The sequence below is a fragment of the Amycolatopsis sp. genome (assembly GCF_025464955.1).
Classification (GTDB): Bacteria; Actinomycetota; Actinomycetes; order Mycobacteriales; family Pseudonocardiaceae; genus Amycolatopsis.
On record NZ_JAODNM010000006.1, the window covers coordinates 1 to 14,683 of the forward strand.

The 14,683-nt window shown below is 68.0% G+C and carries 15 protein-coding genes; 7 read left to right on the forward strand and 8 right to left on the reverse strand.

All coding sequences use genetic code 11. The features are described 5' to 3' along the window. The 5 genes from JWQ81_RS00450 to JWQ81_RS00470 form a co-directional block, all read right to left on the reverse strand. Positions 1 to 442: DUF222 domain-containing protein (locus tag JWQ81_RS00450; protein ID WP_297536700.1), on the reverse strand; the 442-nt coding region annotated here is incomplete at its 3' end. A gap of 168 nt (positions 443 to 610) precedes the next feature. Further along, positions 611 to 1,777: a glycosyltransferase gene (locus JWQ81_RS00455; protein WP_297536702.1), complete on the reverse strand. Its 1,167-nt coding sequence runs from the start codon at positions 1,775 to 1,777 to the stop codon at positions 611 to 613. Between the two features lie 149 nt (positions 1,778 to 1,926). Beyond that, positions 1,927 to 3,075 carry a glutamate--cysteine ligase gene (locus JWQ81_RS00460; protein ID WP_297536704.1) on the reverse strand — a complete coding sequence of 383 codons (1,149 nt, stop codon included), beginning with the start codon at positions 3,073 to 3,075 and terminating at the stop codon, positions 1,927 to 1,929. Positions 3,076 to 3,089: 14 nt separating this feature from the next. Beyond that, positions 3,090 to 3,593, reverse strand: a complete 504-nt coding sequence (locus JWQ81_RS00465; protein ID WP_297536706.1) for a hypothetical protein — start codon at positions 3,591 to 3,593, stop codon at positions 3,090 to 3,092. Further along, positions 3,590 to 4,360, reverse strand: a complete 771-nt coding sequence (locus JWQ81_RS00470) for an alpha/beta fold hydrolase (RefSeq protein ID WP_297536708.1) — start codon at positions 4,358 to 4,360, stop codon at positions 3,590 to 3,592. The genes JWQ81_RS00465 and JWQ81_RS00470 overlap by 4 nt, the downstream gene beginning before the upstream one ends. A 216-nt stretch (positions 4,361 to 4,576) precedes the next feature. Between JWQ81_RS00470 and JWQ81_RS00475 the strand changes: the two genes are divergently transcribed. Both JWQ81_RS00475 and JWQ81_RS00480 read left to right on the forward strand, forming a co-directional pair. After that, positions 4,577 to 5,338 carry a 1-acyl-sn-glycerol-3-phosphate acyltransferase gene (locus JWQ81_RS00475; RefSeq protein ID WP_297536710.1) on the forward strand — a complete coding sequence of 254 codons (762 nt, stop codon included), beginning with the start codon at positions 4,577 to 4,579 and terminating at the stop codon, positions 5,336 to 5,338. A 15-nt stretch (positions 5,339 to 5,353) separates the two neighbouring features. Continuing rightward, complete coding sequence (locus JWQ81_RS00480) at positions 5,354 to 5,845, forward strand: polyadenylate-specific 3'-exoribonuclease AS (RefSeq protein WP_297536712.1); 492 nt, start codon at positions 5,354 to 5,356, stop codon at positions 5,843 to 5,845. Between the two features lie 72 nt (positions 5,846 to 5,917). Here JWQ81_RS00480 and JWQ81_RS00485 read toward each other — a convergent pair whose 3' ends face one another. Further along, entirely contained in the window at positions 5,918 to 6,988 is a 1,071-nt protein-coding gene (locus JWQ81_RS00485; RefSeq protein WP_297536715.1) for a 3-deoxy-7-phosphoheptulonate synthase, read from the reverse strand. 198 nt (positions 6,989 to 7,186) lie between these two features. After that, positions 7,187 to 8,176 carry a peptidylprolyl isomerase gene (locus JWQ81_RS00490; RefSeq protein ID WP_297536717.1) on the reverse strand — a complete coding sequence of 330 codons (990 nt, stop codon included), beginning with the start codon at positions 8,174 to 8,176 and terminating at the stop codon, positions 7,187 to 7,189. Positions 8,177 to 8,338: 162 nt separating this feature from the next. Between JWQ81_RS00490 and JWQ81_RS00495 the strand changes: the two genes are divergently transcribed. After that, positions 8,339 to 9,364: a 6-phosphofructokinase gene (locus JWQ81_RS00495; protein ID WP_297536719.1), complete on the forward strand. Its 1,026-nt coding sequence runs from the start codon at positions 8,339 to 8,341 to the stop codon at positions 9,362 to 9,364. Positions 9,365 to 9,379: 15 nt separating this feature from the next. Here JWQ81_RS00495 and JWQ81_RS00500 read toward each other — a convergent pair whose 3' ends face one another. After that, positions 9,380 to 9,742 carry a metalloregulator ArsR/SmtB family transcription factor gene (locus JWQ81_RS00500; RefSeq protein WP_297536758.1) on the reverse strand — a complete coding sequence of 121 codons (363 nt, stop codon included), beginning with the start codon at positions 9,740 to 9,742 and terminating at the stop codon, positions 9,380 to 9,382. 171 nt (positions 9,743 to 9,913) lie between these two features. Here JWQ81_RS00500 and JWQ81_RS00505 point away from each other — a divergent pair, with 171 nt between their 5' ends. The 4 genes from JWQ81_RS00505 (at position 9,914) to JWQ81_RS00520 (ending at position 14,630) form a co-directional block, all read left to right on the forward strand. Then, the gene (locus JWQ81_RS00505; protein WP_297536721.1) at positions 9,914 to 11,149 is read left to right on the forward strand and encodes a glycoside hydrolase family 18 protein; all 1,236 of its coding nucleotides are present in this window, start codon (positions 9,914 to 9,916) and stop codon (positions 11,147 to 11,149) included. Between the two features lie 97 nt (positions 11,150 to 11,246). Next, a complete protein-coding gene (locus JWQ81_RS00510) occupies positions 11,247 to 11,912 on the forward strand; it encodes a DUF2461 domain-containing protein (RefSeq protein ID WP_297536723.1) in 666 nt (221 codons plus the stop codon). A 349-nt stretch (positions 11,913 to 12,261) separates the two neighbouring features. Next, on the forward strand, positions 12,262 to 13,686 hold the full coding sequence (gene pyk / locus JWQ81_RS00515; RefSeq protein ID WP_297536725.1) for a pyruvate kinase: 1,425 nt from the start codon (positions 12,262 to 12,264) through the stop codon (positions 13,684 to 13,686). A gap of 35 nt (positions 13,687 to 13,721) precedes the next feature. Continuing rightward, complete coding sequence (locus JWQ81_RS00520; RefSeq protein WP_297536727.1) at positions 13,722 to 14,630, forward strand: acyl-CoA thioesterase II; 909 nt, start codon at positions 13,722 to 13,724, stop codon at positions 14,628 to 14,630. Positions 14,631 to 14,683: the final 53 nt, after the last annotated feature.

A 14,683-nucleotide genomic window follows, 5' to 3' on the forward strand; every position in this document is an offset into this window, starting at 1 on the left:
GGGCGAGGCCGACGAGGATCTTCTCCGCTTGTTCGCGGTCGTGGTCGGACACGGTGGCGGGGATCTTGCCCAGGATCGAGGTGATGGCGTCGATCTGAGCGTTCCCGATCACCCCTTCCCGCGCGGCGTCAGCGGTGGCGGGCGCTAGGGGTGCGGTGGGGGTGCCGGTGAGATCACACCCCGGGTGCAGCGCCTCGGACCGCTTGACGCGGGCGAGGGCGTCGGTGGTGGAGACATGGACGGTGTCGCGGATCAGCGCGGGCAGGGTGCCGTAGCCGGTGGTGTCACGGACGCCGCGGCGCTTGATCTCGGCGAGGATCCGGCCTTGTTCGGCTTCCGCGCGGCGTCGGTTTTCCTCGAGGTTGATGTATTCGGTTACCAGCACAGGCCCGTCGACACGCCACCATTCGGTGGGTGTTGTGGAGGTGCCGGTGCTGGTCACGCCTCTATGATACCGCGATTAGAACAAAGGTTCGCGACTCTTTAGGGTGGCATGGGGGATGTTGCGAGACCACGCACTCGCTTCATTCACGTCACTGTCCGACACAATTGCGGGGGAATGTGGGTGACGCGAACCTCAGGGCTGGCGACGGAACCTACAAAAGGCCTGTCACGTAAGCGATTCGAGGTCCGCGATGAACGCGGATAGTGAGGGCAGGTCGAGGATGTCGCGCTGGAAGGACCGCGCGGCCAGGTGGTAGGACGGCTCGTCGAGCACGCGCTTGACCAACCCTGCCAAGGTATCCGGGGTAAGGCCCGCGGTATCGACCTTGACACCCAGCCCCAGTTCGTCCACTCGGGACGCGTTCGCGGGCTGGTCGGCGAAAAGGGGCAGGGCGACCATGGGCACGCCGGCCGTCAGCGCCTCGCGGACGCCGCTGAAACCTGCGTGGGTGAGGAACAGGTCGCTTTCGCCGAGCAGTCGGCGCTGCGGTACGAACGGCGCGAGTTCGACGTTGGCCGGGCGGGGGCCGGTCCACGCGGCCACGGCGTCGTCGCTGCCGAGCGCGACAACGGCACGGACGGACAGGGAACCCAGCGCTTCCACGGTGATGTTCAGCAGCTCGGAGTCCGCTGCCAGCAGTGTCCGCAGATTGGAACCGAAGCCGGCCAGTACGAACGGCGTGGTGGCCGGGGCCGGCTGGTGATCGTCAAATGAATCGTTCACGCGGTAGTGCCGGTGGCCTGGTGTCCGCAGCGCGGCCGGGTACCACTGCTCGGGAAGCAGGCCGGCGGTCAACCGACCGGACGCGTGGGTCGCCGAGTCGACCGCCGGTAGGCCGAGGCCTTGGCGGAGGACGTTCAGTTGATCTGTCAGGTCCGGGATCAGGCTCGAGATCAGCGGCGCGATGTCCACGACGGCGAGCGGCAGGCAGAGTACCTCCGCCGCCAGGTAGCCGCCGTATTCGTTGGTCTCGCGCACGATCACGTCCGGCCGCCAGGACTTGGCGGCTTCGATGACGTTCGCTGCGAAGGCGTCGGTCAGGGCGCTGCTGAACAGCGGCAGGGACAACGGTCCGGTGACTTCCGGCCGCCACTGCTTCAGCTTCTCCAGCGAGAACCCGGTGTTGGCCAGTTGCTCGGGCCGGACCTGCTCGGGAGCGAGCGCATCCGGTAGAACCAGCACTGGGATGCCGTGCCGTTCGACTTCCGCCGCGATCGCCGACCCGGTGGCGATCGCGACCTCGTGCCCGGCGTACTGCAGGGACTTGGCCAGCGGAACCACCACGGGTACCAGGTGGGACTGGATGGGCAATCCGGTGAACAGCACTCGCACTGCGGAATCCTCCCTCACGGCGTTCGAAGCCAAACCAGTTCAGCGTAAACCGGACACACCCGGCCGCAGAGGTGGCGAAGTCCGCGCTCTTGACCGCTCGTTCGGTCGTAGCAGTGCGCTGACCGGGACCACTTTCTGCCTGGACACCCTCAGGAAGTGACGCCCTTGTCGATACCGTGCCGCATTTCGCTGATCAACGACGACACCACGGCTTTGAGGCTTCCGTTGTGCTGCTTCGCAACGGCTCGCTGACGCTGGTAACTCGGGCCGTACTTCAGGATCGTTTCGACTCCGCGCAGCTCGGCGACGCAGTCCAGCCGCCGTGACACCGGTTCGAGGCGGTCGAGCAGCTCGATGACGTCGTCGGTGACAAGGCGCTCGTTGCCGGCGGCGTCGAGGATGATGATCGCGTCGATGCCGTACCGCGCGGCGCGCCACTTGTTCTCCTGGACGTGCCACGGCGGCAGCGAAGGCAGGATCTCGCCGTCGTCGAGCCGCTGGCTGAAGTCGTCGACCAGGCACTGGGTGAGCGCCGAAATGGCGGCCACTTCTTCCAGCGTCGGCAGGCCGTCGCACACCCGCATCTCGATCGTGCCGAACTGCGGAGCCGGCCGGATGTCCCAGCGGATCTCCGAGAAGTGGTCGATGACGCCGGTGACGAGCATGTCCTCGGTGTAGCTCTCCAGCTCCGACCACTTCCGGAACTGGAACGGCAGCCCCGCGGTGGGCAGCTGCTGGAACATCAGCGCGCGGTTGGACGCGTATCCGGTGTCCTCGGCGCCCCAATACGGAGAGGACGCCGAGAGCGCTTGAAGGTGCGGCGCGTACTTCAGCAGCGAGTCGAGCACCGGCAGCACCTTGTCCCGGTGGTCGAGCCCGACGTGCACGTGGACGCCGTAGATCAGCATCTGCCGTCCCCACCACTGGGTCCGGTCGATCAGTTTCGCGTAGCGCTCCTTGTCCGTGACCCGCTGCTGGTACCACGGCGAAAACGGGTGCGTTCCGGCGGAGAACAGTTCGACGCCGAGCGGGTCGATCACCGAATGCACGACGTCCAGCGACTCGGCGAGGTCGGCGGTCACCTCACTGATCGTCGAGCAGACGCCGGTGATGATCTCGATGGTGTTGAGCAGTAGTTCCTGCTTGATCTTCGGGTGCTCGTCGCAGCCGGCGGGGCGGACCTCCTCGAGGATGCGCTCGGCGACCGAGGACAGCTCGCCGCTGCGCCTGTCGACCAGCGCCAGCTCCCATTCCGCGCCGACCGTGGACCGGCGCGAAGGGCGGAAGTCGATGCCCATCCGCGGTGCGGTTCCTAGACCTGGGCGCCGTTGCTGGGATCCGCCCCGGGCGGCGGTCCTTGCCGGACCCTGAGCAGCAGCAGCGCGATGCCGGTGGCGAGCGCCAGAATCCCCAGCGGGGTGCCCTGGATCGGGCCGATCCCCAGCAGGTTCGGCGCGATCAGCAGGAACAGGCCGATGATGAACAGCAGCAGCACCAGGAACGCGCCCTTGCGCGGCCTCGGCAGCGGAGGCGGCTCGGGCGGGACGAAGTGCTCGTCGTCGTCGGCCGGGTCGCCGCTGAAGATCGTGGTGTCCCATTCGGTGCCGCCGCCGCGCCAGCCGGCCGCCGTGGTGCCGCGCTCAGTCGGCTCCGGCTCGTTGGAGGACTCGTTCGTCGACTTCTCCGGCGTCGGGGCTTCGGCGTCCGCCGTGTCCTCCGGCAGCAGGCCGACGCCCTCGGCGCGGAGGTCGGCGACGATCTCGGCGAAGGCCGCGTCGACGTCTTCGGGGCCGTCCATGCCCTTACCGCGGCTCATCCGGCATCGACCTGTCTCGCCTGGCTGATCGATCGCACGAATTCGGTACTGCGTTCGAAGATCAACGGGGCGTCGTTGTCCTGTGTCGCGACGTGGAAGCTGTTTTGGAGGAGCACCTCGGTGACGTTCGCACTGCGGACGCCTTCGAGGATGAGCGCCGAGTTGACCGGCTCGACGACGTGGTCGACCACCGAGTGGAGCAGGAGCAGCGGCTGGGTCACCTTCGGCAGGTCTTCGCGGACGAGCTTCCAGAGCTTGCTCAGGCTCGCCGCGGCGCGCACGGGCGTGCGCTTGTAGGCGACCTCGACCTCGCCCGCCTTCGCGATGTCGTTGCCGACCCCGGGCACCGACGCGAGCACCTTCGACAGCACGGGCAGGAGCTTCGCGTCCTTGCGCAGCGTCGTCACCGACGGGTTCACCAGGATGACCCCGGCAATCCGGTCGCCGAACTCCTCGGCCAGCCGCAGGCTCAGCGTTCCGCCCATCGAGAGGCCGGCCACGAAGACCGAGCCGCAGGTCTCGAGCAGCTGTTCGAGCTCGGTCCGGACACAGCCGTACCAGTCGGTCCACCCGGTGGTGTTCATTTCCTGCCAGGTCGTCCCGTGGCCGGGGAGCAGGGGGCAGCGCACGGTGAAACCCGCTTCCGCGAGGTGGCCACCCCAGTCGCGCAGGCTCGCCGGGGTTCCGGTGAACCCGTGGCACAGCAGTACCCCGACTTCGGTCGAACCGGTGAACGAGAACGGTTCTGCGCCGGCGAGCACGGTCATGCGAAACGCCCTCCGTGTAAACATCTAGGGAACCTATGTTCGCACGACCGGGGGTGGTTGTGGGGGTGTGGATGCCTCCGTTCTTATCGGTCCGGCGGTGTGAGATCAATCGCTGAGCCCGCGCAACCGGGCGGCAGGCGTTGTGCACGTAGGGTCATGCTTCGTAGGCTTTGGCGATCGGGTGAAGCGTCCTAGCCGCTAGGAGGGCATGTCGCGGTGCTGTATCGGTTGATGAAGTACGTGCTGATCGGGCCGCTGCTGCGGCTGCTCTGGCCCACCAAGGTCGTCGGTGCGGAAAACATCCCGGCCACCGGCGGGGCGATCCTCGCGGGCAACCACCTCGCCGTGGCGGACTCGTTCTTCATGCCCATCCGCGTCAAGCGCATGGTCACCTTCCCGGCGAAGTCGGAGTACTTCACCGAGAAGGGCATCAAGGGCACGCTGAAAAAGTGGTTCTTCACCGGCGTCGGGCAGTTCCCGATCGACCGCTCCGGCGGCAACGCCGCGCAGGCCGCGCTGAACACCGCGACCCGGCTGGTCAAGGAAGGGCGCCTGCTCGGGATCTACCCCGAGGGCACCCGCTCGCCCGACGGGCGGCTGTACAAGGGCAAGACCGGGGTCGCCAGGATCACCCTGGACTCCGGGGGTGTGGTGATCCCGGTGGCCATGATCGGCACCGAGAAGGTCAACCCGATCGGCTCCAAGATGTGGTGGCCCCGCCGCCTCGAGATCCGCTTCGGCAAGCCGCTGGACTTCTCGCGCTACGAGGGCCTTTCCGGCGACCGGTTCATCGAGCGGTCGATCACCGACGAGATCATGTACGCGCTGATGGAGCTGTCGGGCCAGGAATATGTCGACATCTACGCGGCCAAGGCGAAGGAACTGATCGCCGCCGAGCAGTCCGGCGTCCGGCCGGCCGTCCCCGCCCAGGCCTCGGCGCGCGAAGCGGACCGGGTTCCAGGGACGAAGGTCGGGTAGCACTAGGGTCGTCGGGTGCGATTCTTCTACGACACCGAGTTCATCGAGGACGGCGTGACCATCGACCTGGTGTCGATCGGTGTGGTGGATGAACAGGGCCGGGAGTTCTACGCCGTCTCCACCGACTTCGACCCGGGTAAGGCCGGTCCGTGGGTCCGCGAGAACGTGCTGCCGAAACTCCCTTCGCCCGCGGACACCGCTTGGCGCAGCCGGGAGCGGATCCGGGCGGACCTGCTCGAGTTCTTGGGTAAGCCCGGCGGCGGCATCGAACTGTGGGCGTGGTTCGCCGCGTACGACCACGTCGCCCTCGCCCAGTTGTGGGGCCCGATGCCCGCGTTGCCCCGGCAGCTTCCCCGCTTCACCCGGGACCTCCGGCAGCGCTGGGAAGACGTCGGCAAGCCGAAGCTGCCCGCCGCGCCCACCGACGCCCACGACGCTCTCGCCGACGCGAAACACAACCTCGAACGCTGGCAGGTCATCGAAGACGAGTGGCACCGCCGCGGCTGAGCGGGCAGTCAGCGCTCGTGAGTGTTCCAGCCGCTTGGAACCGGCCGGAACACTCACGAGCCTTGGACGCACCTACCGGCGCCGGGCGACGCCGTCGGCGAGGTCGTCGAGCAGGGACGCGGTGGTGTCCCAGTCCATGCACGCGTCGGTGATGCTCTGGCCGTAGGCGAGTTCGTCGCCGTGGCCGAGTTCGAGTTCCTGCCGTCCGCCGACCAGGAAGCTCTCGAGCATCAGGCCGACGATCCCGCGCTCACCGTCGCCGATGCGGACGGCCAGCTCGCGGACGACGTCGGCCTGGCGCACGTGGTCCTTGCCGCTGTTGCCGTGGCTCGCGTCGATGATCACGCGCTCGGGCAGGCCACCGGCGCGCAGCCGGTCGAGGGTGTGGGAGACGGTCTCGGCGTCGTAGTTGGGACCCTTGGTGCTGCCACGCAGGATCACGTGGCAGTCCGGGTTGCCGGACGTCGTGAGCAACGCGGCGAGGCCGTCGGCGTTGATGCCGGGGAAGACGTGGCTCGCCGCGGCGGCGCGCGTGGCGTCGACGGCCACCTGGACGTCCCCCGAGGTCGAGTTCTTGATCCCGACCGGCATCGACAGCGCGCTGCACAGCTGGCGGTGGACCTGGCTGGCCGCCGTGCGGGCACCGATCGAGCCCCAGGTGACGGTGTCGGCGATGAACTGCGGGGTGATCGGGTCGAGGAACTCGCAGCCCACCGGCAGGCCGAGCGCGGAGATGTCGAGCAGCAGCTGGCGGGCCACGCGCAGCCCCTTGTTGACCTCGAACGTGCCGTCGAGACCGGGGTCGTTGATCAGGCCCTTCCAGCCCAGCGTGGTGCGCGGCTTCTCGAAGTAGACCCGCATCACGATGTGCAGCCGGTCGCTGAGCACTTCGGACTTCGCGGCGAGCCGGTGGGCGTAGTCGAGGGCGGCCACCGGGTCGTGCACCGAGCACGGCCCGACGACCACGAGCAGCCTGTCGTCACGGCCGTCGAGGATGTCGACGGCCCCGGCTCGGCCGCGTTGGACCGTCTCGGCGACCTCGGCGTCGATCGGATGCTCGTGGCGCAGCATGTTGGGCGACAGCAGCGGGTTGATCGCGATCGTGCGCTGGTTGTCGAGTGCGGGGAAAAGGTTGAGGGTCATGACGGGGTCCTTTCGAAAGGAACCGACCCGTCGAACCACGCCCGAGCCGGTGGATGTCCGGCTCGCAGGGTGGGAAGTGTCAGCGCGTGGTTTCGCCGCCGGGCCCACCCTGGGCCGGCTCGGTAAACCACGAATAACGCTGCATGAGGATCAACTTACACGAATGTCCCCCGACCTCGATCGGGGGACATTCGTGGGTCAGCCGCCGACCGTGACCCCGCTGAACGTGACCGGGATGGCGGGTTTGCCGGTGCCGTCCTGGCTCGACTCGGCGGCGGCCGGGTCGATGCCGCCGCGGGCCACCTTGTCCAGTACCTGCAGGCCCTGATCCGAGATGGTGCCGAAAACGGTATACGAAGGAGGCAGCGGGGCGTCGCCATAGACCAGGAAGAACTGGCTGCCGTTGGTGTCCGGGCCGGCGTTGGCCATGGCCAGGATGCCCCGGCCATAGGCCAGTTCCGGGAAGACCTCGTCCGCGTAGCTGTAGCCGGGGCCGCCCGATCCGTTGCCGGCCGGGTCGCCGCACTGGAGCATCTGCAGGCTGCTCGTGCCGAGCCGGTGGCACGACGTTCCGGTGTAGAACGACTGCTGCGCGAGGCCGAGGAAGCTGTTCACCGTGCACGGTGCGAGCGCGCGGTCCAGCGCCAGCGGGATGTCGCCGGCGCTGGTCCGCAGGGTCACCACCACCGTGCCGGTCGAGGAGAGCCGGCCGTCGGCCGGGGCGGTGGCGTGTTTCGGAGCCGGTGTCTGAGTATCGGCCGGGTACTGGCAGTTGACCGGGTTCGCCAACGGCGTCGCGCGGTGCGGCGTCGGGGTGCGCACGGTCGGGATGGTGACCGAGGCCGCGCTCGGCGGAGCGGCCGGCGTGCTCGGTACCGACGCTGCGGACGGAGTGACCGGAGTGGTTGACGTCGACGTGGTCGCGACCGAAGTGTTCTTGCTCAGGAAGAACCCGGGCGCGACGAATCCCGTGACACCCAGCGCGATCACCACGACCACGACGAGCCCGACCGCGACCCACAGCCCGGTCTGGCTCTTCTTCGGCGGGATAGGAGGCAGTGGCGGCGGTCCGTAGCCGCTGAACGGCGGCGGGAACTGGCCGGCCCGCAGCGGCACGGGCGGCGGGCCATAAGCCTGGTAGGGCTGCTGCGGGTACGGGTCAGGCCCTGGTCCGGGCGGGTTCGTCATGGGGGAGATCCTGCCGCCTCGACCGGCTCCACGTCACGTTGCCGCACAATGTTCGTAACGTCACTGTCATGGCTCCTGCACCGATCAAGACGCGAGCCGCTACGCTGGCGCCGAAAAGTGACCGCCCTCATGGTGAGGGACGAAATGCGGAGGTCTGATCTCATGCGAGTCGGAGTGCTGACCGGCGGCGGCGACTGCCCCGGGCTCAACGCGGTGATCCGTGCGGTGGTCCGGAAGGGCATCGAGGTCCACGACTGGGAGATCGTCGGCTTCAAGAACGGGTGGCAGGGCCCGATCAGCGGCGACAGCAGGCCGCTCGGCCTCGACGACGTCGAGGACATCCTGACCAGGGGCGGCACGATCCTGCGGTCGTCGCGCACCAACCCGTACAAGATCGACGGCGGTGTCGACGCCATCAAGGCCACGATGGCCGCCCAGCACATCGACGCGCTCGTCGCGATCGGCGGCGAGGACACCCTCGGCGTCGCTAAGCGGCTGACCGATGACGGTATCGGTGTCGTCGGGGTGCCCAAGACCATCGACAACGACCTCGGCGCGACCGACTACACCTTCGGTTTCGACACCGCGGTCTCCATTGCCACCGAGGCCATCGACCGGCTGCACACCACCGCCGAGTCGCACCACCGCGCGCTCGTCGTCGAGGTCATGGGCCGCCACGCCGGCTGGATCGCCCTGCACTCCGGCCTCGCCGGCGGCGCCAGCGTGATCCTCACCCCGGAGCGTGAGTTCTCCGTCGACCAGGTCGTCAAGTGGGTCGAGCGCCGGTTCGAGCGCGAGTACGCGCCGATCATCGTCGTCGCCGAGGGCGCACTGCCCGCCGGCGGCCGCGAAAGCCTTCTCAACGGCGAAAAAGATGCCTTCGGACACGTCCGTCTCGGCGGCATCGGCACGTGGCTGGCCGAGGAGATCGCCGAGCGCACCGGCAAGGAGTCCCGCGCGGTCGTGCTCGGCCACGTCCAGCGCGGCGGCACGCCGACGGCGTACGACAGGGTGCTCGCGACGCGCTTCGGCCTCCACGCCGTCGACGCCGTCGCCGATGGCGACTTCGGGGTCATGGTGGCGCTGAAGGGCACGGACATCGTCCGCGTCAAGCTGTCCGAGGCCACCGCCGAGCTGAAGACCGTCCCGACCGAGCGCTACGAAGAGGCCGAAGTCTTCTTCGGCTGAGTCCCACTGCGCGTTTCAAACCGACTCAGGGGACCCCTGGTACGAATCATTCGTACCAGGGGTCCCCTGAGTCGATTCGGGGCCGGCATCCAGGTGGCGCTCGAGAGCGTCGAGGCGGTCTGCCCAGAACCTGCGGTAGGGGGCCAGCCAGGCGTCGACCTCGGTGAGCGGGTCGGGACGCAGCCGGTAGCAGCGGCGTTGTGCCGCCACCCGGACCGTCACCAGTCCGGCTTCCCGCAGTACCCGCAGGTGCTTGGACACCGCGGGCTGGCTGAGGTCCATTTGCTCGACCAGCTCGCCGACGGAGCGTTCTCCGTCGCGAAGCAGGTCCAGGATGGTGCGCCGACGAGGCTCGGCGAGTACGTCGAAGGTCTGCATCACGCCCTTAATGTGACCCTTCCTGCATATTACTGTCAAGGCATGTTCGGGCGATTTCTCCTGATCTGCTCAGGTCTGAACCATTGACTCAGTGGTCTAGTCCACTTAGCTTAGGAGGAGTCCCCTCCGCATCCCCCCGGTCGCCCACGGTGACCCTCGAAGGGAGAAGGCATGCTCAAACTGAGCAGGCGCACCCTCGTCGCAGTCGGCGCAGCGGCCGCGACGCTCGCGGCGGCCATCGTCGCGAGCCCCGCTTCCGCGGCTCCGGCCGCGCCGGCAGCACCGGCCGCGGCGCAGGCCTCGGTCGGCAAGGTGGTTGGCTACTTCGCCGAATGGGGCGTCTATCAGCGCAACTACCAGGTGAAGAACATCGAGACCTCCGGTTCGGCGGCGAAGCTGACTCACATCAACTACGCCTTCGGCAACGTGACCAACGGTGCTTGCGCGATCGGAGACGCCTACGCCGACTACCAGAAGACCTACGATGCGGCGGGCAGCGTCAGCGGCGTCGCGGACACCTGGGACCAGCCGCTCGCGGGCAGTTTCAACCAGCTCAAGGAGCTCAAGGCCAAGCACCCCGGGCTGAAGGTCATCTGGTCGTTCGGCGGCTGGACCTGGTCGGGCGGTTTCGCGCAGGCCGCGGCGAACCCGACCGCGTTCGCGAACTCCTGCTACAACCTGGTCAACGACCCGCGCTGGGCCGGGGTCTTCGACGGGATCGACATCGACTGGGAGTACCCCAACTCCTGCGGCCTGTCCTGTGACAGCAGCGGTGCTGCCGCCTACAAGAACGTGATGGCGGCCCTGCGGGCCAAGTTCGGTTCGGCCAAACTGGTCACTTCGGCGATCACTGCCGACGGCACCAGCGGCGGCAAGATCGACGCCGCCGACTACGCGGGCGCGGCGCAGTACGTCAACTGGTTCAACGTGATGACGTACGACTACTTCGGCGGTTTCACCCCGGCCGGCCCGACGGCTCCGCATTCGCCGCTGACTTCCTACACGGGCATCCCGATCCCCGGGTTCTACTCGGACGCGGCGATCCAGAAGCTCAAGAGCAAGGGCATCGCGTCGAACAAACTGTTGCTGGGTATCGGTTTCTACGGTCGAGGCTGGACGGGCGTGACACAGAGCGCGCCCGGTGGCACGGCGACCGGCCCGGCCGCGGCCACCTACGAGGCGGGCATCGAGGACTACAAGGTGCTCAAGACCAAGTGCCCGACCACCGGGACGATCGCCGGCACCGCGTACGCCAAGTGCGGCTCGGACTGGTGGAGCTACGACACCCCGTCGACGATCGCCGGGAAGGTCAGCTACGCCAAGGCACAGGGTCTCGGCGGCGCGATGTTCTGGGAGCTCTCGGGCGACACGTCGAACGGCGAGCTGATCACCGCCGTGGCGAAGTAAGCGCGGTAACCCGCAGAACCACCCGGTGCGGCCGGTCGCGCGAGCGCCGGCCGTACCGGGTTCCACGCCGTCCGGGCCGCGGCACTATCGTCCCGGGGTGACATTCGCGGGGTTCGGAGAGTATGCCGTCGACTTCTTCGACGGGCTCGTCGCCGACAATTCCAAGGCCTACTGGGACGACAACGTCGCGGTCTACAAGTCGGACGTCCGCGCGCCGATGGAGGCGCTGCTCGCCGAGCTGGCGCCCGAGTTCGGGGCGGGCCTCGGCGAAGGCAAGGTCTTCCGGCCGCACCGGGACGTCCGGTTCGCCAAGGACAAGAGCCCGTACAAGACGAACTGCGGCGCGGTGTTCGAGCTCGGCCGGGGCGGCGGCGCGTACTACGTCGAGCTGAGCCCGGCCGGTCTGCGGGTCGGTGGCGGGTGTTTCCACCTCGCGACGGACCAGCTGGCCAGGTTCCGGCAGGCGGTGGACACCGACCTCCACGGCAAGGCGCTCGAGAAGATCCTCGCGAAACTTCGCGCCGCGGGCTGGGACATCAACGGCGACCAGCTGAAAACGAAGCCGCGCGGGTTCGCCGAGGACCACCCCCGGCTGGACCTGCTCCGCTACCGGTCGATCTACGCGGCGCGGACCTGGGAGCCCGACGACACCCTGCACGAGCGGGGCTGCTTCGACCGGGTGCGTAAGTCGTGGCGCCAGCTGCGCGCGTTCAACGAGTGGTCGCTCGACCGAGTCGGCCCCAGCGAGAACCCGCGTCGCTGACCGTCCGGCTCCGGAGGTCGCACTTTTGCGCTTTTGTGCCCTGGTTGAGAACTCAAGCAGGGCACTTTTGTACAAGAGTGCCTTGCTTGCGCAGGCTAAAGCATCGCAACTCGACGGCGAGTTGCGACGGTGGCCGAGCCCGGCTGCCGGTCGCGACGGCGGCGTCCACAAGAGATCTGCGTCCACCAGCGACCGGTCACACTGGGGGCGTCACCGGTCACCGCGAGCTGCGGAAAAACCGCCGAACCGGACACAGCGGTTACTGGCAAAGGGACATTCACCAGACAGGCCGGCGAACTTTCGGTATCGGTACAGACGATCCGCGACAGAGGGTCTAAACTGCTTGAACGTGAGCCGACGCGCGAAGATCGTTTGTACTCTTGGACCTGCCACCGCTACGCCCGAAAAGATGCGGGCGCTCGTAGACGCCGGCATGGACGTCGCGAGGATGAACTTCAGCCACGGAACCCACAGCGACCACAAAGAGGTCTTCGACCTCATCCGGTCCGCTGCCGCCGAGAGCGGGCGTGCCGTGGGAATCCTGGCCGACCTGCAGGGACCGAAGATCCGCCTGGGCACCTTTGCCGGCGGTCCGGTCGAGTGGGACACCGGCGACATCGTCCGGATCACCGTCGAGGACGTCGCCGGTACGCACGACCGGGTGTCCACCACCTACAAGGGCCTTGCCGAGGACGCGAAGGCCGGTGACCGCCTGCTCGTCGACGACGGCAAGGTCGGTCTCGTGGTCAAGACCGTCGAGGGCCAGGACGTCGTCTGCGAGGTCACCGAGGGTGGCCCCGTCAGCAACAACAAGGGACTTTCCCTGCCCGGCATGGATGTTTCCGTGCCCGCCATGTCCGAAAAGGACATCGAAGACCTCGAATTCGCCCTCGAGCTCGGGGTCGACCTGATCGCACTGTCGTTCGTGCGGTCGCCCGCCGACATCGACCTGGTCCACCAGGTGATGGACCGGATGGGCAAGCCCCGGCTGCCGGTCATCGCGAAGATCGAGAAGCCCGAGGCCGTCTACAACCTCGAAGCCATCGTGCTCGCGTTCGACGCGATCATGGTCGCCCGTGGTGACCTCGGCGTCGAGTTGCCGCTCGAGCAGGTCCCGCTGGTGCAGAAGCGCGCCATCCAGATCTGCCGCGAGAACGCGAAGCCGGTCATCGTCGCGACGCAGATGCTCGAGTCGATGATCAACAGCTCGCGCCCGACGCGCGCCGAGGCTTCCGACGTCGCCAACGCTGTCCTCGACGGCGCCGACGCGCTGATGCTCTCCGGTGAGACGAGTGTCGGCCGCTACGCCATCGAGGTCGTCCAGACGATGGGCCGCATCATCGAGGCCGTCGAGACGGATTCGCCGGTCGTGCCGCCGCTGACCCACGTCCCGCGCACCAAGCGTGGTGTGATCTCCTACGCCGCCCGCGACATCGGCGAGCGGCTGAACGCGAAGGCGCTGGTCGCCTTCACCCAGTCCGGTGACACCGTCCGCCGGCTCGCCCGGCTGCACACCCGGCTCCCGCTGCTCGCGTTCACCCCGGCCGAGGCCGTGCGCATGCAGCTGTCGATGACCTGGGGCACGACGACGCACATCGTCCCCGAGGTCAGCTCGACCGACAAGATGATCCAGCAGGTCGACCACGCGATGCTCGAAATGGGCAAGTACCAGAAGGGCGACCTCGTGGTGATCGTGGCCGGTTCCCCTCCCGGCACGGTCGGCACGACCAACCTGATCCGCGTCCACCGCCTTGGTGAAGACGACCACGCATAAGGGACTGGACGGACGCGGGGTAATAGGGTTCGGGCATGACTGAGCTGGCCCGGCAGGCCGCGTCCGGCCTTGCCCTGAACACCGCCGCCGGAGGCCAACCGATGTTGGACCACCTGGTGGCGCTCCTCGACCTGGAGAAGATCGAGGAGAACATCTTCCGCGGCGTGAGCCCGGCCAACTCGACGGTGCGGGTGTTCGGCGGCCAGGTCGCCGGACAGGCACTGGTGGCGGCCGGGCGTACGGTCCCGGAGGAACGCAAGGTGCACTCCCTGCACGCGTACTTCATCCGCGGTGGGGACCCGAGCGTCCCGATCGTCTACGAGGTGGACCGGATCCGGGACGGCCGGTCGTTCACCACCCGCCGGGTGATCGGCGTCCAGCACGGCAAGGCGATCTTCTCGCTCTCGGCGTCGTTCCAGCTTGTCGAACCCGGAATCGAGCACGCCGAGGAGATGCCCGACGTCCCGGGTCCGGAGTCGCTGAAGACGATGGCGGAACTGGTCGCGGAGTTCCCGGGCGACCTGGGCTACCGCGATCGGCCGAGGCCGATCGACATCCGGTACGTCAACGCCCCGCCGTGGGAGACCCGTGCGTCCGGTGAACGCCCGGCGCGCAACCAGGTGTGGATGCGCGCCGACGGTTCCCTGCCCGCCAACGACCTGCTCCACGTCTGTGTGCTGACGTACGCCTCCGACATGACCCTGCTGGACTCGGTACTCGCCCGGCACGGGGTGTATTGGGGCCTGGACAAGGTGCTGGGGGCCAGTCTCGACCACGCGCTCTGGTTCCACCGGCCGTTCCGGGCGGACGAGTGGTTCCTCTACGACAGCGGCACGCCGACCGCCTCGGGTGCCCGTGGCCTGGCCACCGGCCGCTTCTTCGCCGCCGACGGCACCCTCATCGCCACCGTCGTCCAGGAAGGCCTTCTGCGCGTTCTGGACTGAGTCTCTCTGGTCCTCGGCGCGGCGCTAGGTGGGGGGCAGCTCGTCGGGTGAGG